The organism is Actibacterium atlanticum, from assembly GCF_000671395.1.
In the GTDB taxonomy this organism is placed as follows: Bacteria; Pseudomonadota; Alphaproteobacteria; order Rhodobacterales; family Rhodobacteraceae; genus Actibacterium_D; species Actibacterium_D atlanticum.
On the sequence record NZ_AQQY01000001.1, the window covers coordinates 437,049 to 459,488 of the forward strand.

The 22,440-nt window shown below is 60.0% G+C and carries 24 protein-coding genes; 11 read left to right on the forward strand and 13 right to left on the reverse strand.

Annotation, left to right across the window (positions count from 1 at the left end):
- The first annotated feature begins 2 nt into the window (after positions 1-2).
- Positions 3-389 carry a nuclear transport factor 2 family protein gene (locus tag ATO10_RS02190; RefSeq protein ID WP_035247411.1) on the forward strand — a complete coding sequence of 129 codons (387 nt, stop codon included), beginning with the start codon at positions 3-5 and terminating at the stop codon, positions 387-389.
- A 10-nt stretch (positions 390-399) separates the two neighbouring features.
- Here ATO10_RS02190 and xth read toward each other — a convergent pair whose 3' ends face one another.
- From xth to mepK, 5 genes are all read right to left on the reverse strand, one after another.
- Positions 400-1,179: an exodeoxyribonuclease III gene (gene xth, locus ATO10_RS02195; RefSeq protein ID WP_035247414.1), complete on the reverse strand. Its 780-nt coding sequence runs from the start codon at positions 1,177-1,179 to the stop codon at positions 400-402.
- A 46-nt stretch (positions 1,180-1,225) separates the two neighbouring features.
- Positions 1,226-2,080 carry an NAD-dependent epimerase/dehydratase family protein gene (locus tag ATO10_RS02200; RefSeq protein WP_035247417.1) on the reverse strand — a complete coding sequence of 285 codons (855 nt, stop codon included), beginning with the start codon at positions 2,078-2,080 and terminating at the stop codon, positions 1,226-1,228.
- Positions 2,077-2,880, reverse strand: a complete 804-nt coding sequence (locus ATO10_RS02205) for a glycosyltransferase (RefSeq protein WP_035247419.1) — start codon at positions 2,878-2,880, stop codon at positions 2,077-2,079. The genes ATO10_RS02200 and ATO10_RS02205 overlap by 4 nt, the downstream gene beginning before the upstream one ends.
- Positions 2,877-4,097 (reverse strand): NAD-dependent epimerase/dehydratase family protein, encoded by a 1,221-nt coding sequence (locus ATO10_RS02210; RefSeq protein WP_035247422.1) that lies wholly within the window; start codon positions 4,095-4,097, stop codon positions 2,877-2,879. Before ATO10_RS02210 ends, ATO10_RS02205 begins: the two co-directional genes overlap by 4 nt.
- Positions 4,098-4,300: 203 nt before the next feature.
- Positions 4,301-4,864: a peptidoglycan L,D-endopeptidase MepK gene (gene mepK, locus ATO10_RS02215; RefSeq protein WP_035247426.1), complete on the reverse strand. Its 564-nt coding sequence runs from the start codon at positions 4,862-4,864 to the stop codon at positions 4,301-4,303.
- Between the two features lie 319 nt (positions 4,865-5,183).
- Between mepK and ATO10_RS02220 the strand changes: the two genes are divergently transcribed.
- The 4 genes from ATO10_RS02220 to ATO10_RS02235 are packed head-to-tail and all read left to right on the forward strand — an operon-like array spanning position 5,184 to position 9,446.
- Positions 5,184-6,794, forward strand: coding sequence for a L,D-transpeptidase family protein (locus tag ATO10_RS02220; RefSeq protein ID WP_035247428.1), 1,611 nt, complete (start codon positions 5,184-5,186; stop codon positions 6,792-6,794).
- Positions 6,795-6,854: 60 nt separating this feature from the next.
- Positions 6,855-7,943 carry a UDP-3-O-(3-hydroxymyristoyl)glucosamine N-acyltransferase gene (gene lpxD, locus ATO10_RS02225; RefSeq protein WP_035247431.1) on the forward strand — a complete coding sequence of 363 codons (1,089 nt, stop codon included), beginning with the start codon at positions 6,855-6,857 and terminating at the stop codon, positions 7,941-7,943.
- A gap of 31 nt (positions 7,944-7,974) precedes the next feature.
- The gene (locus ATO10_RS02230; protein ID WP_035247434.1) at positions 7,975-8,241 is read left to right on the forward strand and encodes an acyl carrier protein; all 267 of its coding nucleotides are present in this window, start codon (positions 7,975-7,977) and stop codon (positions 8,239-8,241) included.
- Positions 8,238-9,446 (forward strand): beta-ketoacyl-[acyl-carrier-protein] synthase family protein, encoded by a 1,209-nt coding sequence (locus tag ATO10_RS02235; protein WP_035247437.1) that lies wholly within the window; start codon positions 8,238-8,240, stop codon positions 9,444-9,446. Before ATO10_RS02230 ends, ATO10_RS02235 begins: the two co-directional genes overlap by 4 nt.
- 71 nt (positions 9,447-9,517) lie before the next feature.
- Here the strand turns inward: ATO10_RS02235 and ATO10_RS02240 are convergent, their stop codons facing one another.
- Entirely contained in the window at positions 9,518-10,156 is a 639-nt protein-coding gene (locus ATO10_RS02240; protein WP_035247440.1) for an invasion associated locus B family protein, read from the reverse strand.
- 432 nt (positions 10,157-10,588) lie between these two features.
- Between ATO10_RS02240 and ATO10_RS02245 the strand changes: the two genes are divergently transcribed.
- The 3 genes from ATO10_RS02245 (at position 10,589) to ATO10_RS02255 (ending at position 13,467) form a co-directional block, all read left to right on the forward strand.
- Complete coding sequence (locus ATO10_RS02245) at positions 10,589-12,148, forward strand: helicase HerA-like domain-containing protein (protein WP_420313630.1); 1,560 nt, start codon at positions 10,589-10,591, stop codon at positions 12,146-12,148.
- A gap of 168 nt (positions 12,149-12,316) precedes the next feature.
- Entirely contained in the window at positions 12,317-12,832 is a 516-nt protein-coding gene (locus ATO10_RS02250) for a sigma-70 family RNA polymerase sigma factor (RefSeq protein ID WP_081806420.1), read from the forward strand.
- A gap of 2 nt (positions 12,833-12,834) precedes the next feature.
- On the forward strand, positions 12,835-13,467 hold the full coding sequence (locus ATO10_RS02255; protein WP_035247447.1) for a ChrR family anti-sigma-E factor: 633 nt from the start codon (positions 12,835-12,837) through the stop codon (positions 13,465-13,467).
- 19 nt (positions 13,468-13,486) lie between these two features.
- Here ATO10_RS02255 and ATO10_RS02260 read toward each other — a convergent pair whose 3' ends face one another.
- The 4 genes from ATO10_RS02260 to ATO10_RS16665 are packed head-to-tail and all read right to left on the reverse strand — an operon-like array spanning position 13,487 to position 17,413.
- Positions 13,487-14,794 carry an HlyC/CorC family transporter gene (locus ATO10_RS02260; RefSeq protein ID WP_035247449.1) on the reverse strand — a complete coding sequence of 436 codons (1,308 nt, stop codon included), beginning with the start codon at positions 14,792-14,794 and terminating at the stop codon, positions 13,487-13,489.
- Between the two features lie 57 nt (positions 14,795-14,851).
- The gene (locus ATO10_RS02265; RefSeq protein ID WP_035247451.1) at positions 14,852-15,775 is read right to left on the reverse strand and encodes a site-specific tyrosine recombinase XerD; all 924 of its coding nucleotides are present in this window, start codon (positions 15,773-15,775) and stop codon (positions 14,852-14,854) included.
- Entirely contained in the window at positions 15,772-17,289 is a 1,518-nt protein-coding gene (locus tag ATO10_RS02270) for a hypothetical protein (protein WP_035247453.1), read from the reverse strand. Before ATO10_RS02270 ends, ATO10_RS02265 begins: the two co-directional genes overlap by 4 nt.
- Positions 17,279-17,413: a hypothetical protein gene (locus tag ATO10_RS16665; RefSeq protein ID WP_272945271.1), complete on the reverse strand. Its 135-nt coding sequence runs from the start codon at positions 17,411-17,413 to the stop codon at positions 17,279-17,281. The genes ATO10_RS02270 and ATO10_RS16665 overlap by 11 nt, the downstream gene beginning before the upstream one ends.
- A 132-nt stretch (positions 17,414-17,545) precedes the next feature.
- Here ATO10_RS16665 and ATO10_RS02275 point away from each other — a divergent pair, with 132 nt between their 5' ends.
- On the forward strand, positions 17,546-18,091 hold the full coding sequence (locus tag ATO10_RS02275) for a shikimate kinase (RefSeq protein WP_272945272.1): 546 nt from the start codon (positions 17,546-17,548) through the stop codon (positions 18,089-18,091).
- 9 nt (positions 18,092-18,100) lie between these two features.
- A complete protein-coding gene (gene aroB, locus ATO10_RS02280) occupies positions 18,101-19,210 on the forward strand; it encodes a 3-dehydroquinate synthase (protein WP_035247454.1) in 1,110 nt (369 codons plus the stop codon).
- On the opposite strand, the gene ATO10_RS02285 is transcribed toward aroB, so the two are convergent.
- Both ATO10_RS02285 and ssb read right to left on the reverse strand, forming a co-directional pair.
- Positions 19,207-20,283 carry a site-2 protease family protein gene (locus ATO10_RS02285; RefSeq protein WP_035247457.1) on the reverse strand — a complete coding sequence of 359 codons (1,077 nt, stop codon included), beginning with the start codon at positions 20,281-20,283 and terminating at the stop codon, positions 19,207-19,209. The two genes, aroB and ATO10_RS02285, sit on opposite strands and share 4 nt — an antisense overlap.
- 15 nt (positions 20,284-20,298) lie before the next feature.
- Positions 20,299-20,808 (reverse strand): single-stranded DNA-binding protein, encoded by a 510-nt coding sequence (gene ssb, locus ATO10_RS02290; protein WP_035247460.1) that lies wholly within the window; start codon positions 20,806-20,808, stop codon positions 20,299-20,301.
- A gap of 210 nt (positions 20,809-21,018) precedes the next feature.
- Here ssb and ATO10_RS02295 point away from each other — a divergent pair, with 210 nt between their 5' ends.
- The gene (locus ATO10_RS02295; RefSeq protein ID WP_035248287.1) at positions 21,019-21,591 is read left to right on the forward strand and encodes a lytic transglycosylase domain-containing protein; all 573 of its coding nucleotides are present in this window, start codon (positions 21,019-21,021) and stop codon (positions 21,589-21,591) included.
- Here ATO10_RS02295 and ATO10_RS02300 read toward each other — a convergent pair.
- Entirely contained in the window at positions 21,588-22,409 is an 822-nt protein-coding gene (locus ATO10_RS02300; RefSeq protein WP_051597890.1) for a helix-turn-helix domain-containing protein, read from the reverse strand. The two genes, ATO10_RS02295 and ATO10_RS02300, sit on opposite strands and share 4 nt — an antisense overlap.
- Positions 22,410-22,440: the final 31 nt, after the last annotated feature.

The following is a 22,440-nucleotide window of genomic DNA, read 5'->3' on the forward strand; positions in this document are numbered from 1 at the left end:
CAATGGAACACGACACTGAGCAAAACAAGGCCAATGCGATCGCCTTTTACGATTTGATGTTCAATCAATGCCAGCCGCGCGCGGCGATCGAGCGCTATGTCGGTGATGTCTATATCCAACACAACCCGCATGTGGCCGACGGCAAAGAGGCGTTCATTGCCTATTTCGAGCGTATGGCCGCCGAATACCCCGGCAAGGTCACCCATTTCAAACGCGCCATCGCCGAGGGCGATCTGGTGGTGCTGCATTGCCATCAGGAATGGCCGGGCAGTGATGACTATGCCGGGATGGATATTTTCCGGTTCGACGACAACGGCAAGATCGTTGAGCACTGGGATGTGCTGCAGGTGATCTCGGGCACCTCGGCCAATGACAACGGGCTATTTTGAACGGCGTTCTTTAAAGGTCCAGTTCAACCCAGACCGGCACGTGGTCTGACGGTTTTTCGCGGCCGCGGATGTCTTTGTCGATCTGACAGTCCAACAGCAGGTCAGCGGCTTGCGGCGTCAGCAGGAGGTGGTCAATGCGGATGCCGTCGTCGCGTTGCCAGCTGCCCGCCTGATAATCCCAGAAACTGTATTGTCCGGGGGAGGGGTTGCGGGCGCGGAAAGCCTCGGTAAAGCCAAGGTTCACGATGCGGCGAAAAGCGGCGCGGCTTTCGGGCAGGGCCAGCGCATCCTTTTGCCAGGCTTCGGGGCGCGCGGCGTCTTCGTCCTGCGGGATGATGTTGTAATCCCCGGCCATCAGCGCGACCTCTTCGGAGGCCATCAGCGCGGCGGCGCGGGCATGCAGGCGCTCCATCCACGCCAGTTTGTAATCGTATTTCGGCCCCGGCGTGGGGTTGCCGTTGGGCAGGTACAGGCCACACAGGCGGATCGCCTGTTTGCCCACAACGGTCGCTTCGATCCAGCGCGCCTGTTCATCGCTGTCATCACCGGGCAGGCCGCGGGTGACGTCTTCGAGCGGGAGTTTCGACAGGATCGCCACGCCGTTGAACGACTTTTGTCCATGGGTTTCAACGTTATAGCCGCGTTCTTCGAACAGTTCGCGCGGGAAATTCTCATCCACCGATTTGATTTCCTGCAACAACGCGACATCGGGTTGGGCCTCGTCCAGCCAATCCAACAGCGCGTTGATCCGCGCCTTGATGCCGTTGATGTTGAACGTCGCGATTTTCATGGCTGCCCCCGTTTTGGCGCACTATCCCGGCGCGGGCGGGGTTTGTCTAGAGCATCTTGGGCAGATCAGCGTGCAGCTTTGCCAACCCGCCGGGCTGCCAGCCTAATGCGCGGATGCGGTCGGTGGTCATCACGTTGACGTCGCCTTCGGCGCGGGCGGGCAGGGGGTGGGTGCAGCCGGTCAGTTTGGCGACCTCGGCCAGCAGATCGTGGCGATCCAGCACGAAGTCCGACAGGTTATAGGGGCCGGGCTTTGCATCCATCAGGGTATAGATCGCGCTGGCCAGATCATCACCGTGCACTTCTGTGCCTTTGCGGGGTTTGATGGCGCGGCCTTGGGTGAAGTCGGCGAACAGATCGGCCCATTTGTGCAATTGCCCCGGCCCGGCAGGGCCGTAGATGCCGGTCGCGCGCAGCGCGTAGCCGTGAAACCGATCATCAGACAGCGCGGCAAGCTCCTGTTCGGCCAGATGTTTTACCTCGCCATAAAGCGTGGTGGGGCGCGGTTCCATGTTTTCGGACAGGGGGGTGCCATCGGAAAAGTTGCCATAGACCGCGCGCGAGGACAGAAAGAACATCCGGTTCACACCGCAGGCCTTGGCCGCCCCAAACAGGCGCACGGTGCCATCGAGGTTCTTGCGGGCAAAGCCTTGCGGATCGTCGCCTTCGCCGCCGCGATACCGGCCCGGCACGTGGGAAAAGGCGCAATGCACCACCGCGTCAAACCCGCTGAGGTCGGGCGCATCGCCAAGGGCATATGGACAATGTTCAACAGGGCCCGAGAAGAACCCGTCTGCGGGCAGGCGACGGCCCAGATGACAGACCTGATCGCCCCGCGCCAGCGCGGCTTCGACAACGAAACGGCCCACCAGCCCGCCGCCGCCGGTGATGGCGATCTTCATGCGCCGGGTCCGGGTAGGGCGGTTAGATCAGGTAGGGGGCCATCGCCGGCATAGGCCTTCCACAGATCAATCAGCACCGACAGCTTGTCGGCCTTGTCGTGATCCTGCCACGGCTTTTCATACTGAAAATGCACGATATGGATATCCTCCCATGCCCAAAGCTCGGGCATGTTAAACCACACATATTGCAGCATATTATAGAAAACCGGCAATCCATGCCAGTTGGGGAAGAAGTCCTGCAGGAAGGTTTGATCGGTGCGACGCCAGAAGGCGTCGGGTTGATCCAGCCGCGCCAGCATCGCGTCAAAGGTCTTTTGCGAGGGTCGGGCGGTAAACACGCCCGAGTTCATCCGGTGAAAGTCAGCGATGGATTCATAAACATTCGGCGCGGCGCAAAATTCGGGATAGTCAAACAGCGTGTCGCAGTTCTTCAGTACCAGCGTGTCAGCATCCAGAAACACCACCCGGTCATAGTTCAACTGCCACAGGCGCAGCTTGGCGAAATTGTCCAACGGCGTGTGAAAGGCCGGTTTGGTCCCCTTGGTGAAGGGCGCGGCGGTGTGCAGGTTCTTGCGGGCGTGGCGGGTGTTGAACGCTTCCGAGGTGGGCAGCAGATCGACCTCGACCAACAAGGCGCCCAGCACCGACAAGGGCGCCAAATCTGCGGCGCCAACGCCGCCCGTGTGCATCACCACGATGTCAGCCTGCGTGCCGGTCGCCTTGAGCGATCGGACTAAGGCCTTGGCGCCCAACGCAAAATCCGCGTTGGTGACCAGCGTGACATAGGCGTTTTGGCTCATGAGACCGATTTCAGACGCTTTCCTTCGGGGTCGGTTTCGATCCGACCGGCGATGTCTTTGGTCCAGGCGCTGACGCAGGGCACGCGCGAACGATCCACGCGGTGGGCGTATTTCTTGGAGACCTCGACGACCTCGTCCAGCAGGCCTTCGGCCAGAGTAATCGGGCTCAGGCCCAGATCGCGGAAGCCATCGTTCTTGACGATCAGGTCGTTTTCAGCGGCTTCTTTACGCGGGTTCGGCAGATAGGCGATTTTGGCGCCGGTCATTTTCGACACCATCTCGGCCAGATCGCGGACGCGGTGGGTTTCGGTCATCTGGTTGAAGATTTTGACGCGGTCGCCCGCTTTGGGTGCGTCTTTCAGGGCCAGTTCGACACAGCGCACGGTGTCTTGCAGGTGGATGAAGGCGCGGGTCTGGCCGCCGGTGCCATGCACCGTCAGCGGGTAATCAATTGCCGCCTGAATAAGGAAACGGTTCAGCACGGTGCCGTAGTCGCCGTCATAATCAAAGCGGTTGATCAGCTGTTCATGGCGTTTGGTTTGTTCGGTGTGCGTGCCCCAGACGATGCCCTGATGCAGATCGGTGATGCGCACGCCGTCGTTCTGGGCGTAGAACTGAAACAGGATCTGATCCAGCGACTTGGTCATGTGATAAACCGAGCCGGGCTTGGTGGGATAGAGGATCTCCATCCCTTTCTTTTCGCCCTGAAGGTTTTCAATTTCGACGTCCAGATAGCCTTCGGGGATGGCGGCGCCGACCGACGAGTAACCATAAACGCCCATCGTCCCCAGATGCACCAGATGCGCGTCGATCCCGGTTTCGACCATAGCGGTCAGCAGGTTATGCGTCGCGTTGACGTTATTGTTGACGGTGTAAACCTTGTGGCGGTCGGTTTTCATCGAATAGGGCGCGGCGCGCTGTTCGGCGAAATGGATGATCGCGTCGGGCTTTTCTTCGGCCAGCCACTGGCGCAGGCGTTCGTATTCGGTGGCAAGGTCCAGCAGGTGGAAATGCAGCGCCTGCCCGGTCAGGTCTTTCCAGATACGGCAGCGTTCCTGAATGCTGTCCATCGGGGTCAGCGACTGTACGCCAAGTTCGGTGTCGATCCAGCGGCGCGACAGGTTGTCGACGATGTGAACCTCGTGGCCCTGATCGGACAGGTGAAGTGATGTGGGCCAGCCGCAAAAGCCGTCTCCGCCCAGAACTGCTATTTTCATCTCAATCTCCTTTTCAGGTGGCGCGCGCGCTTGGCTTTTGGCCTTGATTGATCCCTCCGATAAGGATGCAGCATGTAAATGTCATTTGAAAGTTTTGTGTCAGTCCCGGCCAAAGCGGCGGATCGCCGCCGGTGCGCAGAAAGGCGCAAAACAAAAGCGCCGGCGAAACCGGCGCTTGGTGAAAGCCTTGAATTTAGAGGGGGTTAGCTGCCCCAGCTGCGCACGATGCCACAATCCATGTGAACAAAGTTCGAGCGCGAGTATTTGCCAACACCGCCTGCACCACAGGATTTGGCGGCCTTGAAAATCTGACCGACCGAACGTGAATTCAGGCGCAGATCGTTGGCCTGACCCTTCATGTGCAGCGACTTTTTGGCGACCCCGCCCGAGCGCGAACGCAGCATGGCGTTGGTTTGCGGCGTACGATAGCCCGACAACAGCATGTAGGGTTCATCGGTGTCCATCAGACGGTGTGCGGCGGCGGCGATATCGACGGTGCGCAGGTCCATGTTGGTGGATTTGTCCTGACGCCAGTCGCGCATGAAATAGTTGATCTCTTTGGCGGCTTCTTTGATGTATTCGCCTTCGATCCAGTAGATCGTGTCGATGCTTTCGCCGGTGCGGCCGGAATACATCTTGATGCGACGATAATCCCCGGCACCGCGCAGCAGACCAAACGCATTGGAATAGGTCGGTGCGGCTGCAACTGTGGTTGCGGCGAATGCACCAAGCAGTCCCCGCCGGGTAAAGGAGGTCGTCGTTGTCATTGCCCTAATGCTGCCCCATCTCGATCCGCCATTCAGCGGTTTTGTTGCAAATCTTCCCCAAGTGCAGGCGCTTTATGCCACAGATCGAATCGTCGGCCAAGTGCCGAGCGGGGCTAAGGTGCCGTATGACAAGGGGAATCGGCAGAAAATTGCCCAGTACCTCTTTTTCGCGGGATTTTGTTAAAAACTGGCGAAGACGTGCAACACCTTTAGGTTGGGATTCCAATTCTAGCGGCATTGTGAGTGGACAGCACATCTAAAACCCGGGAAAAATAGGGCAAACGGCGGCTGGGATCCGCCAAAACTAGGGACTTTGAATATGACTTCCGTAGTAACACGTAGCTTCTTGATCCGGTCTTTTCTGGCACTTGCTGCTTTTTTAATCGCTTCCTTTGTTTTTTCTGAACAGAGTTCGGCTCAGGTCACCGCGTTTAAACAGGCCATTGCGGAATCCGCATCGCGCGACAAAGCGCTGGCCGAGTTTTACAAGTCCCGCAACTATGAGCCGATCTGGATTTCAAAGAAGGATGGCCAACGGCGTAAGGCCTTTTTGACCGCTCTGAAGAAAGGCTCGAACCACGGGCTGCCGATGGAGCGCTATGATGCCAAAGCCCTTGAGACATTGTTCCGCAGCGCGAAGTCCCCGCGTGATCAGGGCCGGGTTGAGGTCGAGGCCAGCCGGATGTTCCTGCAATATGCGCAGGATTTGCAGTCTGGCATCCTGACCCCGAGCCGTGTTGAGGAAGGTATCAAACGCAGCGCGCCGCGCCGTGATCGTCTTGCGCAGCTTGTGGCGTTTTCCAAGTCCAGTCCGCGCGCATATTTCAAATCGCTGGCCCCCAAGACTCAGGAATACACCCGCCTGATGGCCGAGAAGCTGCGTCTGGAGCGTCTGCTGGGCAAAGGCGGTTGGGGGGCGACTGTAACTGCAAAGTCGCTGAAGCCGGGCACAAGCGGGCCGCAGGTGGTGGCGCTGCGCGACCGTCTGGTGCGTATGGGTTATATGAAACGGTCGGCCTCGCAGGGGTATGACGCCAACCTGCAGCGTGCGGTACAGATGTTCCAGCTGGATCATGGCCTTGCCGCTGACGGTGTTGCCGGGGCAGGGACCATCGCCGAGATCAACGTGCAGGTCGAAAAGCGTCTGCAGTCCGTGATTGTCGCGATGGAGCGGGAGCGTTGGCTGGGCACTGACCGTGGCAAACGCCATGTGCTGGTCAACATCACCGACTTCCACGCGCGGATCGTCGAAAACGATAAGGTGGCGTTCAAGACGCGGTCTGTTGTTGGCAAGAACACCTCGGATCGCCGCACGCCAGAGTTTTCCGATACGATGGATCACATGGTGATCAACCCGACGTGGAACGTGCCGCGCTCGATCGCGACCAAAGAATACCTGCCGATGATGAAGAAGAACCCCAATGCAGCGGGCCATTTGCGTCTGGTCGATGGGCGGGGTCGTACCGTCAGCCGCGCCAATGTGGATTTCAGCCAGTATTCAGCAAAGAACTTCCCGTTTGATATGAAACAGCCGCCCAGCAACCGGAATGCCTTGGGTCTGGTGAAGTTCATGTTCCCCAACCAGTACAACATCTATCTGCATGACACGCCGCAAAAGGCGCTGTTTGCCCGCGAGAGCCGCGCCTATAGCCATGGGTGTGTGCGTTTGAACGACCCGTTCGACTTTGCCTATGAGCTGCTGAGCAAGCAGGAATCCAACCCGGAAGGCTATTTCCAGTCGGTTCTGAAAACCGGCCGCGAAAAGCGGGTAGATCTGAAGCAACCGCTGCCGGTGCATATCATTTATCGCACCGCCTTTACCCAAGCTAAGGGCAAGACCCAGTTCAGACGTGACGTCTATGGCCGGGATGCCAAGATTTTTGCCGCGCTTGCAAAGGCCGGGGTAGCGTTGCGCGCGGTTCAGGGCTAAAGCTTTTCTTCCAGGGATGTGGGTGCCATGGGCGCCTGCACCCAGACAGGAAGGAACAGCATGGCCCATACCATAGAGCAGATCGCAACCGCCCTGGGCGCCAAAGCTGAGGGTCGGCTTGATCTGACCTTTTCCCGCATTTCGGAACCGGCAGATGCCGATAAGGATGCCTTGGCTCTGGCCATGGCGCCGAAGTATGCCGAGGACCTGCCCAAAGGTGGCGCGCGTGCCGCCGTTTTGTGGGAGGGGGCCGACTGGCAGGCGATGGGGCTTGAGGCCGCGATTTTCGCGCCGCGCCCCCGGTATGCGATGGCGGGGCTGACCAAGGTTCTGGACCCGGGCCCCGAGATCGCGGCGGGCATCCACCCCACAGCGGTAATTGATGACACTGCCCAGATCGGTGCAGGCGCGGCCATTGGCCCGTTTGTGGTGATCGGGCCGCGCGCCCGGATCGGCGAAAACGTTCGGCTGGCGGCGCATGTCAGCGTGGCGGAAGACGCGGTTTTGGGCGATGACTGTCTTTTGATGCAAGGCGTTGTGGTGGCTGCACGGGTGCGCATTGGCGACCGTTTCATTGCCCATCCCGGCGCCTGTGTCGGGGCCGATGGCATGTCATTTGTGACACCGGAAAAATCGACCGTAGAACAGGTGCGCGAAAATCTGGGACAGACCGTGGCAGTGGAACAAAGCTGGGTGCGGATCCACTCGCTTGGCTCGGTGCAGATCGGCAATGATGTGGAACTGGGGGCCAACTCGGCGATTGATAAGGGCACGATCCGCGATACGCAGGTGGGCGATGGCACCAAGATCGACAATCTGGTGCATCTGGCCCACAATGTTGTGGTGGGGCGTGACTGCCTGTTTGCCGCACAAGTTGGGATTGCCGGCTCGACCACATTGGGGGACCGTGTCGTGTTGGGCGGCAAGGTGGGTGTGTCGGACAATGTGAAGATCGGCAGTGATGTGGTCGCCGGGGGCGGCACGAATATCTTGTCGAACGTGCCTGCCGGGCGGGCGGTCATGGGCTATCCGGCCACCAAGATGGAGACCCACATCGAAATGTATAAAGGGTTGCGCCGTTTGCCGAGGCTGCTATCTCAAGTTGCGGACCTGCAGAAAGCTGTTTCCAAGTTGTCCGAGAAAGATTAAGTGAGCGATAAGCGCATTTCAGGGGAATACCATGTCGCAGGATGTGAAAGAGACGGTTATTCAGATCATCGCTGAGCAAGCGGTTCTGGATGTTTCGGACGTAACAATGGCAAGCACATTGGACGATCTGGGGATCGACAGTCTTGGGCTGGTTGAATCCATTTTCGCCATCGAAGAGGCCTTTGATATTCAGGTGCCCTTTAATGCCAATGAGCCTACCGAGTCGGATTTTGATATCTCGTCGATTGCAGCCATTGTGAAGGCTGTCGAAGGTCTGGTGGCTGATCAAAGCGCATGAAACGGGTCGTCATCACCGGGCAGGGGGCGATCAACGCCCTGGGCCACTCGGCCAGTGCCACGACGCGCGCCATGGCCGAAGGTGTTTGCGGGATTGGCCCGCTGGAAATTCGGGATGTCGAGCGACTGGCGATCAAGATTGCCGGTCAGATCAAAGGCTATGCTGCCGAGGATCATTTCAACCGTCAACAAATCGCCCTGTATGACCGGTTCACCCAGCTGGCGCTTTTGGCTGCACGCGAGGCGATTTCGCAATCCGGTCTGAATTTCACCGATGCTTTGGCGGAGCGCTCTGGCGTGATCCTTGGCACCTCGGGGGGCGGGTTGAACACGCAGGATGAAAATTACCGCGTGGTCTATGAGGAAGGGAAGAACCGGGTTCATCCTTTCACCGTGCCCAAGCTGATGAACAACGCCGCGACCAGCCATGTCTCGATGGAGCACAATCTGATGGGGCCGTCGTTCACCGTGGCCACGGCCTGTGCGTCATCAAACCATGCGATGGGGCAGGCGTTCAATCTGGTGCGCGCGGGCGTGGCGCCGGTGATGATCACCGGCGGGACGGAATCGATGCTGTGTTTTGGCGGCGTGAAGGCCTGGGAAGGGCTGCGCGTGATGTCCAAGGACGCCTGTCGCCCGTTCAGCGGCAACCGCAACGGTATGGTGCAGGGCGAGGGCGCGGCGGTGTTCGTGTTTGAAGATTACGATCTGGCCAAGGCGCGCGGCGCGGATATTCTGGCCGAGGTGATCGGTTTTGCCATGTCGTCAGACGCGGCTGACATTGTGATGCCCAGCAAGCAGGGCGCGGCGCGGGCGATTGCCGGGGCGCTGACCGACGCGATGATCAGCGCCGATGAGGTGGGCTATATCAATGCCCATGGCACGGGCACCGCAGCCAATGACAAAACCGAATGCGCCGCCGTGTCTGATGTGTTCGGCGCGCATGCCGATAATCTGATGATTTCGTCCACCAAGTCGATGCACGGCCATTTGATTGGGGGCACCGGTGCGGTTGAACTGTTAGCCTGTATCATGGCGCTGCGCGAGGGCGTGATTGCACCGACGATCAACTATCAGGAGCCGGATCCAGAGTGTTCTTTGGATATTGTGCCCAATGAGGCGCGCCAGGCGGATGTGGATGTGGTGCTGTCGAACGCTTTTGCCTTTGGCGGGCTGAATGCTGTGCTGGCACTGCGCAAGATTTAAGGCTTTATTCTTGTTATTAAAATGAAAACGCCGCCCGGAAGGGGCGGCGTTTGCTGTTTATTCTGGTGCTTTTACTGCCCGGTCACGTCTTTGATCAGCGCGTCAAAACCGGCGGTGAACCCGCTCAGCGAAACATCCAGCGCGACTTCGGTGTCGGGGGCTTGCAGCGGCACAATGGTGATGGTTGCCTTGGCACCGCGCTTAAGCGCGTTGATGTCTTCGGGCGAAAAGCCAAGGCGCGACATGCAGCTGTTGGGGGTACAGAACGCAAACGGGTAGCGTTTCTGGCTGCCACTATCGATGGCGAAGCGCAGCTGCGGGCTGAGCAGGGTTTCCAGCGGGGTCACAACGGTTGCGCCCGCGGCCTGACCCTGTTCGGAGGCAATGAAAAACACATTGATTTCCGAAACCGGGTTGCCGGTTGTGTCTTTGATCAGCTGATACAGCTGGCAAGGTTCTTTTTGACCTTCGGGCGCGCGGACGCAGCGCATCTCCCAGTCGCCGTGCGTTTCACGGGCATAGGGTTGGCCGACTTCATTTTTGACCTCGGTTCCCATCGAAATGGTCGGGTCGCTGGCCAGCGGGTTTTCAGCGGCGGGGGTTTCTGCCGGGGTCGGAGCCTCGGTCGGGGTTGTTTCTTGTGCCAGTGCGGCGGGGGCGCTTAGGGCCACAACGGACGCGCAGATCAGGCTGTTCAGGAAAGCACGCATAATGATCCTTTGTTTTCCATGAATTCTTGACGCATGGCCTTAGCACGCTGTGTCCGTTCTGTCAGGGCACAAATTGCTGTTTTGGCTTTGCAATACAGGATGTTTGCGGGTTTTCGCTTGTCTGTGAACTGGGCAAGAAAAAAGGGCCGCCAAGCGACCCTTTTTCCCGTTTTTTCTCCCCGTCGGACTGGCCGACTTAGTCATTGAGAGGCACGCTAAGGTCTTTGTATCCCCTCGTCAACAAAGAATTTTGTTAGAATCTTTCCACCTTACGTGGGGTCAATCTTTGCCCAAAAAAAGACCGCGCCAAAGGGGCGCGGCCAGTCTGACAGGGAGGAAGTCATGCCCCACAGTCGGGAGGACTGCTTATAGGACGGATCAACACTGGCGCGAATAGGTTAAGAATGTATTTTGGGTGCGCACAGGCAGAAGATGAAATCAGGGAGTGGCCCAGTGAGTGAGCATATTTTTATCGGTGGCGGTGGTGAAGGCTATGCTGATCCGCAGCATCTGAAACTGGGGTACGCCAACCGACACGGGCTGATCGCCGGCGCGACAGGCACCGGCAAGACGGTGACGTTGCAAATTCTGGCCGAAGGGTTTTCTGCCGCCGGGGTGCCGGTGTTTTTGTCGGACGTGAAGGGGGATTTATCGGGCCTTGCGGCAGCCGGGTCGGAACAGTTCAAGCTGCATGGCGCCTTTAGCGAGCGCGCCCAGACCATCGGGCTTGATCTGTCCTATGAGGCCTTCCCGACGACGTTTTGGGACTTGTTCGGCGAGCAAGGCCATCCGATCCGCACCACCGTGGCCGAGATGGGGCCGTTGTTGATTTCACGCCTGCTGGAGCTGACCGAGGCGCAAGAGGGCATTCTGAACATCGCCTTTCGCGTGGCCGATGAGCAGGGGCTGGCGCTCTTGGATCTGAAAGACCTGCAATCCATGCTGGTCTGGGTTGGCGAAAATCGCGCCGATCTGAGCCTGCGCTATGGCAATGTGTCGACCGCGTCGATCGGGGCGATTCAGCGCCGCTTGCTGGTGTTGGAAAACCAAGGAGGGGCCAAGCTGTTTGGCGAACCCGCGCTTGAGCTGTTCGATATGATGCAGCTGGGCGCTGACGGGCGCGGGCGGATCAACATTCTGGCGGCGGACAAGCTGATGGGATCGCCGCGTCTCTATGCGACTTTCCTGCTGTGGATGCTGTCTGAACTGTTTGAAACCCTGCCCGAGGTCGGTGATCCGGACAAACCCAAGCTGGTGTTCTTCTTCGACGAGGCACATCTGTTGTTTGACGATGCGCCCAAGGCACTGGTCGACAAGGTAGAGCAGGTGGCACGGTTGATCCGCTCCAAGGGGGTCGGCGTGTATTTTTGCACCCAGAACCCGGCGGATGTACCCGAAGACATTCTGGGCCAGTTGGGCAACCGGGTGCAGCATGCGTTACGCGCTTTCACCGCCAAGGATCGCAAGCAGTTGAAGATGGCCGCCGAAACCTATCGCGATAACCCCCGGTTCAGCACCGAAGAGGCGATCCGCGAGGTTGGCGTGGGCGAGGCGGTGACCTCGATGTTGCAAAAGAAGGGCGTGCCGGGGATCGTGGAGCGCACGTTGATCCGCCCGCCCAGCTCGCAACTGGGGCCGCTTTCAGAGGCCGAGCGCGCACGGGTGATCGCGGCATCGCCTTTGGCAGGCAAGTATGAAACCACGCTGGACCGCCATTCGGCCCATGAAATCCTGACCAAACGCGCAGAAGACGCCGCCACCGCAGCCGAGCAGGCCGAGCGTGAAGAGGAAGAAGCCGAAGCGGCCTTGCGTGAATACAAGGCCGGGCGGCGTTATTCGGGAACCCGTGTCAGCCGTTCGACCTCGCGCCGTTCAAGCCGGGATGACACCATTGGTTCAGCCATTGGCAAAGCGGTGATCAAAGAGCTGAAAGGCACCACCGGGCGGCGCATTGTGCGTGGCATTCTGGGCGGATTGTTCAAGGGCAGATAAAAATGTGATCCGACTGGGCAGGGGGTGCGTATCCCCTTTATGATGACCCAGAGCGCACAAGTTATGGAAAGGGCCACCCGCATGCGGCGGGAGCCTGTCATTGTAAAAGGAGAAGCGGCTGTGTCAGGCGCTTCGGGGGCTGGGGCCCTGTCGGAACAGACGGTCTGGATGCTTGCGGTGCGCGATGCGCGCGACAAGCGGTCTTTTGGACTGTTGTTTGACCACTTTGCGCCGCGGCTGAAGGGCATGATCCTGAAGTCGGGGCTGGGCGATAATCAGGCCGAGGATCTGGTGCAAGAGGTCATGTTGACCGTCTGGCGCAAGGCGGGCCAGTTTGACCCGGAACGCGCACAGGTTTCGGCCTGGATTTACCAGATCGCGCGCAACCGGCAGATCGACCTGCACCGCAAAGAGAGCCGTCCCGTTCCTGAGGCGCTGAAACAGCCCGAGGAAGACTCACCAGACGCCGGACAGGCGCTGGCGATAGAACAAGAAACCGCCAAGCTGAAGGCGGCGCTGCAGCAGCTGCGCCCTGACCAGCGCGAAATGATTGAGAAAGCCTATCTGGGCGAGCTGTCGCACAGCGATATCAGCCGCCAGACCGGCGTGCCGCTGGGCACAATCAAGTCGCGTATCCGTCTGGGGCTGGAGCGCCTGCGCCACGAGCTAAAGGAAATACGTTGATCATGTCGAGTGTGACACATCATATCCCGGACCACATTCTGACGGCCTATGCGGCTGGCAGTCTGTCGCATGTCTATTCCGTTGTGGTCGCCGCGCATATTTCGATGTGCGATGAATGCCGCGCGCGACTGGGGGCCCAAGAGGCGATGGGCGGTGTCGTGATGGAACAGCAAAGCGCCGACCTGTCGGCCGATCTGAAAGCCAGTGTTCTGGACATGCTGGATGATCCGGTGCCCGACACCCCCGTTTACGCCCGTCAGGGGGTTTTCCCCTCGCCTGTGATGGCCGAGCTGAAGGGCCAGAAACCCAAGTGGAAATCGCTGGGTTTGGGGGTGAAACAGTCAATCCTGCATTCGGGGCCGGAAGGTTCGGTGCGTTTGCTGTCGATCCCGCCCGGCCAAGCGGTGCCCGATCACAGCCACGGCGGGTTGGAGCTGACGCTGGTGTTGCAAGGCAGTTTCAGCGACGAATCCGGCCGTTTTGGCGTGGGCGACGTCGAGGTCGCCGATGAGGATGTGGATCACATCCCGATCGCGGGCGTCGAGGCAACCTGTATCTGTCTGGCTGCCACCGATGCACCCTTGCAGTTCAAGGGGCTGATGCCGCGCTTGTTGCAGCCGATCTTCGATATCTGAACCGGGTTCCGAACGCCGTTCAGAGCGGTCGGATCTTCAGCATCGTGATGCGGTTGTTCTCCCGCTCGCATACTTCAAACCGAAAGCCATGGAAGCTGAACACCTGACCCGGGTTAGGGATCAGCTGTGCTTCGTGGATGACCAGACCGGCGACGGTGTTGGCTTCTTCGTCGGGCAGGGCCCAATCAGCGGCGCGGTTCAGATCGCGGATCGTGGTATCGCCTTCGACAAGGTAATGGCCATCGTCGGACTTTTGGAACGGAATGTCGGCCTCTTCGTCGAATTCATCGGTGATCTCGCCTACGATCTCTTCCAGAATGTCCTCAAGCGTGATCAACCCCCGCAGCGCGCCATATTCATCCACTACCAGCGCAAAGTGGGTGTGGCGGCGCAGAAACTCACGCATCTGATCGTCCAGAGACGTGGTTTCCGGCACGAAATACGGCTCTTTGACCACATCCATGATGTCAAACTTCGCCAGCGCCTCAGGGTCACCGCCCGAGCCGCGCACCTGTTTGTTGATGGCGCGCAACAAGTCTTTGGCGTGGATCACGCCGATAACGTTTTCCGGCTCGTCCCGAAACACGGGCAGGCGGGTGTAGGGGCTGTCCAGACATTGCGACAACAGCTTTTCGGGGGACTCATCTGCGTCCAGCATTTCAATGTTGGAACGATGCAGCATGATCTCTTCGACCGCGCGTTCGGCCAAATCCAGCGCGCCCAGAATCCGGTCGCGGTCTTCCTTTTCCACCACGCCTTCGGAATGGCCCAGTTGCAGGGCGCCGGCGATTTCCTCGCGCACGGCCAGAATGTGACTGTCCGGGTCAATCTTGACACCAAACACCCGCAGCAGCACGCGCACCAACGCGCGCACGGCGCTGACGATGGGCGAAAAGGCCAGAATGATCAGCCGGATCACGGGCGACACCTTGGCGGCGGCGCTTTCCGAATTGGTGATGGCATAGGTTTTGGGCAGGACCTCGGCGAAAATCAGCACCAGAAAGGTCATCATCAATGTGGCCAGTGCCACGCCGCCTTCACCGAACAGGCGCGTAAAAAGTGCGGTCGCCAGCGACGCGGCCAGAATGTTCACAAGGTTGTTGCCCAACAGGACCGAGCCGATCAGGCGTTCATTATCCTCGGTGATGTTCAGCGCGGTTTGCGCGCCCTTGGAGCCACGATCCGCCTGTGCGCGCAGTTTCCCGCGCGAGGCTGCCGTCAGCGCGGTTTCCGAGCCGGAAAAGAAGGCTGACAAAACCAGCAGCAAGATAATCGCCCCGGCCGTGAGCCAGAACGCTGTGTCGTAAAGAGTCGTCGCGGTGTCCATCGCGTGGATAAGCCTTTGTGTTACCTGATCTTGTTATGGGGCGCGGGGGCGCGGCAATCAAGTTTTGCTGGCCAGCGGATGGTGCTCTAACACCAAAGATTTCAGCCGTTCGTCCAGAACATGGGTATAGATCTCTGTGGTCGAGATATCGGCATGCCCCAGAAGGGTTTGAATTGCACGCAGGTCTGCGCCGCCTTCCAGCAGATGTGTGGCAAAGGCGTGGCGTAGTGTGTGGGGGGTGACTTTGTCAGGTGACACCCCGCCTTCGACCGCCAGTTCCTTGATCAGCGCGTAAAACCGGTGCCGAGTCAGGTGGCCTTGTTTCGAGTTGGTCGGAAACAGAAACGGGCTGGGTTTGCCCCCTTTCTTTTGCGCTTTTTCCTGCGCGGCGTCGCGTTTTTCCAGCCAGTCGTGCAAGGCTGCGCGGGCAGGGGGTGACAACGGCACCATCCGTTCCTTGCCGCCTTTGCCGGTGATCAGCAACATGCGCGGATCGCCCCGGGTTGCGGCAACCGGAAGCGAGACCAGTTCGCTGACCCGCATGCCGGTGGCATAAAGCACCTGCATCAGGCAGGTGTTGCGCACCCGGTCGCGGCCGACCAGCGCGGCGTCTAGTAGGCGGTCGACCTCGTCCACGCTAAGTGTTTTGGGCAGGCGTTTGGTTTTGCCGGGGCCCTTGATTTCCATGGCGGGGTTATCAGTGCGCCAGCCTTCTTCATAGGCGAAGCGATAAAGCTGCTTGGCGGCAGACAGTCGGCGTGCGCGGGTGGCGGCAGACAGGCCCTGTGCCTCGCAGAAGATCAGATAGTCCTCTAATTGCGCGCGGGTCAGGGCGTCAAACGACAGCGATTTACGTGCCATCCACTCTGCCAGATCTTTCAGGTCGCGGGCATAGCCCAGCGTGGTGTTGCGCGCGGCGTTTTGTTCGGCTGCGTGGGCGTCCAGAAACGCGGTGATCCAGCGTTCGGCCTCAGGGGTCATCCGCGGCGCTCCAGGATCAAAAGCTCAAGCGCGCTGCGCCGGGCGGTGTCTTCCAGCCCCAGATGGCGCAGGACGGCCAAAGCTTCGGATACATCAGACAGATCACCGCGCGACCCGTCGGTGATCAGGTCGATGGCCACAAGAATTGCTTCGCCCAGACGACCGTCGTTCAGGCGGGCCTGCATCGGCTCGCTGAGCGTGGGGGTGGAAAACCCATCCAATACGGCGCGGGCCAGATCGTTGGGCGGGGTCAGCCCGCCCAGATCGCCTTGGGCCACGGCGCGCAGAAAGGTTTCCATCCGGTTTTGCGGTTCGTGGTTGCGGGCGATGGTTTCGTAGGTGTCTGACAGCAATCCCATACGAAAGGCGCGGGATTTTTGCGCCGGGGGCAGGTCCATTTGCGCCAGACGGGCACCATAGAGGCTGGCAAAGGGCACCTCGAGTTCGGCGGCCTGCATGGCTTGCCATGCGCCGGGCAGGGCCATGGCCACCTGCGCAGCATCCCCTGACAGGATCGCGACGTCCAGCTTTTGTACTGCGGCGACACGGTCCCACACCCCGCCCGAGGCCGCCGGGCGGCGTTCAGTGTAAATCCCCAAAAGGCGATTGGCCGGAATGGCGCCGCTGCGCCCTAAACGCTCGGCGGCTTCCAGCTGGGCTTTCCAGCCCGCAGTGGGGCGCAGATCAGCCTGCGCGAAGGCCAGCGGTGCGGTCGCGGTGGGCAGAGGCTCGCCAATGGCTTCAAACATCCGAAACACCAGCGGGCTGGGGCGATTGGGGATGGGCAGGGGCGTCGCGCCCTCGTCCAGTTCGGGCACCAGAAAGCGGGTCAGGATCGCGTCTTGCTGCGCGGTGATATAGCCCAGCGTGCGGCCTGTTTCCAAACTGAGCGCTGCGGCGTTCCAGTCACCGCCACGCGCCAGGCAGAAAATCCGTGCCTGAAACGTTGGGGCAATGTCGGGCGCGGCGCGCATGGCGGCGCAGGCCCGGTCTTCTTGCCCGGTCAGCAAAGACACATCAAACCAGCGGCGAAAAAGTTCGGGATGGGTGGGGCCTGCCCGTTCCAGCAGCGCCTGTGCCTGATCCAATGCCCCCAGCGCCAACAGTTTATCCAGACGGGCCAGTAGCAAGGTGCCATCCGCGCCCTCGCCCTGAGGCGGCGCCAGTTCGGCCAACAGCAACGTATAAAGCAGCGATTGAACGGCGGGCAGGGTGTCTGCGCGTTCCGAGCGGATCAGCGCCGCCAGATCGGCGCGGCTGCTGGAGCCCCAGAGGGTTTTGGGCAGACCGGTCATCGAAGGGGGCAACAGCCCCGCGGCATCCAGTACAGGGCCATCCAATGGCGCCACGGTGACCAGTTCAGGGGCGGCGCTTTCGGGGATGTCGGGCGCGGGCGCCACGACGGGCGGCGTCACAGAATCTGACAACCAGTCGATCGCCGAAAGCGGGCCGTCCTGCGCCAGTGCCCCGTGCGCGGCCCAGATCAATGCCAGTGTCAGCGCTTTACTGCGCATCCAGCGTCACCGGTTGCGTGATTTGCTGCACCGGCGCGGACATGTCGCCCAGATAGGCATAGCCCACCAGCCCGATGCCGCCCAATACGATCAAAAGAAGAAGCGCCTTAAAGATCCGCCCCATATGCCTGCCTTTTCTTATCGGGGCCTTGCGACCCCCGGTTTGAATTTATCTGAGATTATATATGGCATTTTGTGCGAACTCACGCCATTGAAGGGATCGAAAAGTAAAAACATTGGCAGGAGGTTGCCCATCGTGGCCTGGCAGCTCAAGAAAACTGTGGTGATGGTCGGAATGATGGGCGCGGGCAAGACCGCCGTGGGCAAGGCGCTGGCGCAGGAACTGGGGGTTCAGTTTCTGGACAGCGACGAGGAAATCGTCAAAGCCGCCAACATGTCGATTGCCGAAATCTTTGAACGCGATGGCGAACCGTTCTTTCGCGACAAGGAAACGCAGGTGATCGAACGCCTGCTCGAAGGCGAACGCTGCATCCTTTCGACCGGCGGTGGGGCCTTTTTATCCGACCGCAACCGTGAACTGATTTCGCAAAAGGGGGTCTCGGTTTGGCTGAACGCTGATCTGGAACTGCTCTGGAACCGCGTGAAACACAAAGACACCCGCCCGTTGCTGCGCACCGCCGATCCCCATGCCACCCTGCGAGAGCTTTATCGCGCCCGGGTTCCGTTTTATCGTCAGGCTGATCTGATGGTGGATACGCAGGCGGAGTTTTCCATCGAAGATACTGCAAACGCCGTGGTGCAGGCACTTACAAGCCGCCCTGATGCGTTGATCCAAGACTAAGAGGCGACCATGGAAACCGTTCACGTTGGGCTGGAAGGCCGGGAATACGATATTCACATCGGGCAGGGGCTGTTGGCCCGGGCGGGAGAATTCATCGCGCCTTTGCTTCGCCGCCCTTTTGTGGCCGTTGTCACGGATGAAAACGTCGCGGCGCTGCATCTGGACAATCTGCGTGCTGGCTTGGCGGATGCGGGCATTGAAATGGTCGCCCTGACCCTGCCCGCAGGCGAGGCCACAAAAAGCTGGCCCCATTTTACCCGCACTGTGGAATGGCTTTTAGAGCAGAAAGTCGAGCGCAACGGAATCGTTGTGGCGCTTGGTGGCGGGGTGATCGGTGATCTGGTCGGCTTTGCGGCGGCGGTGCTGCGCCGGGGCGTGCGCTTTGTGCAAGTGCCGACATCCTTGTTGGCACAGGTCGACAGCTCGGTTGGCGGCAAGACCGGGATCAACTCGCCGCTTGGCAAGAACCTGATCGGCGCCTTTCACCAGCCCAGCCTTGTGCTGGCGGATATTGATGTGCTGGGCACGCTGACCCCGCGCGATTTTCTGGCGGGCTATGGCGAGGTGGTGAAATACGGGTTGCTGGGCGATGCCAAGTTCTTTGACTGGCTGGAGGCCGAGGGGCCCGCGCTGGCGGCAGGTGACGTTGGCGCGCGCATCCGCGCTGTGCGCCGCAGCTGTGAGATGAAGGCTGAAATCGTGCTGCGCGATGAAACCGAACAGGGTGATCGCGCCTTGCTGAATCTTGGCCACACCTTTGGTCACGCGCTTGAGGCCGCGACGGGCTATTCCGACCGTCTGCTGCACGGTGAAGGGGTGGCCGTGGGCTGCGCTTTGGCGTTTGAATTGTCGCAACGTATGGGGCTGTGTTCGCAGGAAGAGCCTTCGCGCATTCGCGCCCATCTGGATGCGATGGGGATGATGAAAGATCTGGCCGACATACCCGGTGATCTGCCCGATGCCGACGGGCTGCTGCAGCTGATGGGGCAGGACAAAAAGGTGCTGGATGGCAAGCTGCGTTTCATTCTGGCGCGCGGTATCGGCACCAGCTTCGTCACCGCCGATGTGGATCGCGATGTGGTGCGCAGCGTGCTGGTTGACGCTTTGGCGCAACGTTAACGCTTGGCGCGGATCGCGAACAGCTCGCCGATGTTTTCGCGGGTGATATAGCCGATCATGTGACCTTCTGGGGCGGTGATGGCCACGGCGGGCGCACCTTGTTGATAGAGCGCATTTAGCACGCTCTCCAGCGGGTCATTCAGAGCGCGGACAGGTACATCGTTCAGCATATGGTCCGAGACAGGCTGCATCGCGTGCTCGTTGTGCAGGGCCGCAAAGATAGCCTGACGCGTCAGGAAGCCCTGCAAATGCCCGTCTGCGGTAAGCACCGGAAATTCGTGCTGGGTGGTGCGGATCACCGCCGCCGCCGCGGCCTGCATGCTGTCGCTGCTGGACAGGCTTTCAAACTGGGTGATCATCGCATCGCGCGCCAGCAGGTTGCGGGCAACCGCATGCAGCGACACATCGTTTGATTCCGCCGCCGCCGCCATAAAGATAAACACAGCGATCAACAGCAGGATCGGATTGCCCGAGGTCAGCCCCAGATAGCCAAAGCCAAATGCCACCACCTGACCGGCGCCCGCGGCCACCCGTGTGGCCCGTTCGCGCGGCATGAACAGCGCCAGCACGGCGCGAAACACCCGTCCGCCATCCATCGGAAAGGCCGGGATCATGTTGAACACCGCCAAAAACAGGTTCACCGCCGCCAGCCGGGCCAGAAAGCCTGACGTGGTGTTTTCCATCTGCAAAAGTTCGGAAATGCCACCCTGATAGCCCAACACCAAGGCCAACACGGCCCAAATCACCACATTCACTGCCGGGCCAGCCAACGCGACGATGATTTCTTGGCCGGGGTCTTCGGGCATGCGCTCAAGCCGGGCCATGCCGCCAATGGGCAAAAGGGTGATGTCGGGCGTTTTGATGCCATAGCGGCGCGCGGTCAGGGCATGGCCGAACTCGTGCGCGACAACGCAGGCAAAAAGCACCAGGATGAACAGCACGTTTTCCAGCGCCGCCGCAGGGCCCTTATCAGCCCAGGCGGCAGCCCCGATCCAGATCAGCAGAAGAAAGAAAGTGGCGTGTACGCGCAGCTGTGAGCCAAAGAGCCGACCGAGAGGGAAGGACCAGCTCATGGTGCGCCCCGCCCCTTAGAACGGGATTTCGTCGTCGAGGTCGCCAGCCGGGCCGGGGCCTCCGGCACCGCCACCCGAGCCGCCATAACCCCCGCCCTGATCGCCGCCACCATAGCCGCCACCGCCACCACCGTAGCCGCCGCCTTGGCCGCCACCGCCGCCTTCACCGCCGCTGCGGCCGTCCAGCATGGTCAACGTGCCGCCCATGCCCTGAATCACCACTTCGGTTGAATAACGATCCGCGCCGGACTGATCCTGCCATTTGCGGGTTTGCAGCTTGCCTTCGATATATACTTTCGACCCTTTGCGCAGGTACTGTTCACAGACCCGCACCAAGCCTTCGCTGAAGATCGCAACCGAGTGCCATTCGGTCTTTTCGCGGCGTTCGCCGGTGTTGCGATCTTTCCATGTTTCCGATGTGGCGATGCGCAGGTTGCAAACCTTGCCGCCATTCTGGAAGCTGCGCACCTCGGGGTCGCGGCCCAGATTGCCCACCAAAATTACTTTGTTTACTGAACCGGCCATGCGCCTCGCTCCCGTCGAATCTTATTTCTTGTTGCCCACGTTTACACCATCCCGGCGCGGTTAATGGAAGCGCTATCTGTGCCCGCACCTGGACAGCGGCTTCAGATGAAATCCGCTTATAATTTCAGCAGGGCTGGTGAAATCGGTAAAATTCGCTATATATGCCCGAGTTCAAGAACGTGGGACACGCGCATGCGGGTAAAGGTGATGATGGCCGTTTTGGCCGCGACGACCATGGCGGCAGGGGCTGTTGGGGCCGAGCCTTGGGCCTCGTCCAAGTCGCGTGCATTGATCTTCAAATCGCAGACCAAAATTCTCGATAACCGGGCGGCGTCGCAGTATAAAAACTCCGTTCGGTTGCAGCCTGCACCGGTGGTCACGCCGTCGATGTATAACAGCCCGGCTTTCAACGGAAAGTATCGCGGCCCTTATCTGGAAATGGCGAGAACCGCCGCGCGGCGCCATGGTGTTCCCGAAGACCTGTTCTTGCGTTTGGTGCAGCAGGAAAGCGGCTGGAATGCCAAGGCCGTCAGCCACAAGGGTGCCATTGGTCTGGCGCAGTTGATGCCGGGCACGGCGCGTGCCCTGGGCGTTGATCCGAATGTGCCAAGCCAGAATCTGGATGGGGGCGCACGTTATCTGCGTACGCAGTTCGAGGAGTTCGGGTCCTGGCGCCTGGCTTTGGCGGCCTATAATGCCGGTCCGGGGGCGGTCGAGAAATACGGTGGCGTTCCGCCGTATAAAGAGACTAAGAACTACGTCAAGAAAATCTGGGGCAGTTAAGATACTTTAACTGTGCCGTTTTGAGCCTTGATATTGCTTGATTTTCTGAAATTCATCGGGGTATTTCCCGCGCGCGTTTGAAAGGCGCGGGTGAAATAGGCCGCCGATGCAAACCCCAATCCTTCGGCGATTTTCTTGATCGGCATTCTGGTGTCGGCCAGCAGGCGTTGGGCCTCGGCGATTTTGCGGTCGGCCAGAAAATCCGAGGCGGTGCGTCCACAGCTTTCTTTGCAAACACGCGTCAGATGGGTCGGCGTGACCCCCAGCTGAGCGGCGTAGTCCGACACCGATTCATGCAGGTGAAACCGCTGTTCCACCATGTCCGAATACCGTCGCGCCAACCGGCGCGCTGCGGTTTTTTCCGCCAGCGCGTCTTCGTGGTTCAGCATCTGGCGCTCTAGCCAGACGGTCAGCAGACCTGCGTGGTAGCCAGCGGCACGCAGGCGGGCGGGGTGGTCGCCTTCGACCTCGCGCTGAAGGTTGTCCAGAATCAGCGTCAGTTCGGCCTGATCAGCTGCGTCGCGGATGCGCAGGTGGCAGGGGTGATCTGGAAAGGGCAGGTCATGATCGGGCGCCATGAAGACCGCGGTGCCAAATACATTCGCGGTGAGTTCAAAACTGTGCATCGTGCCTGCCGGAATATACACCGCATTATGGGCACCATAGCCGCGCGTCAGCCCGCCGACTGTCAGCCGGCCCTGACCACGGGTGAACCAAATCAATTGATCGACGGAATAACTGCGCATGGCCTCGACGCGCCAACGGCTGCCCTTGAACAGAGCATGGAGCGGAATAACGCGGAGGTCAGCGGAGGACATGGCTTTTCCAAAATTTGATTGCAATAATCCA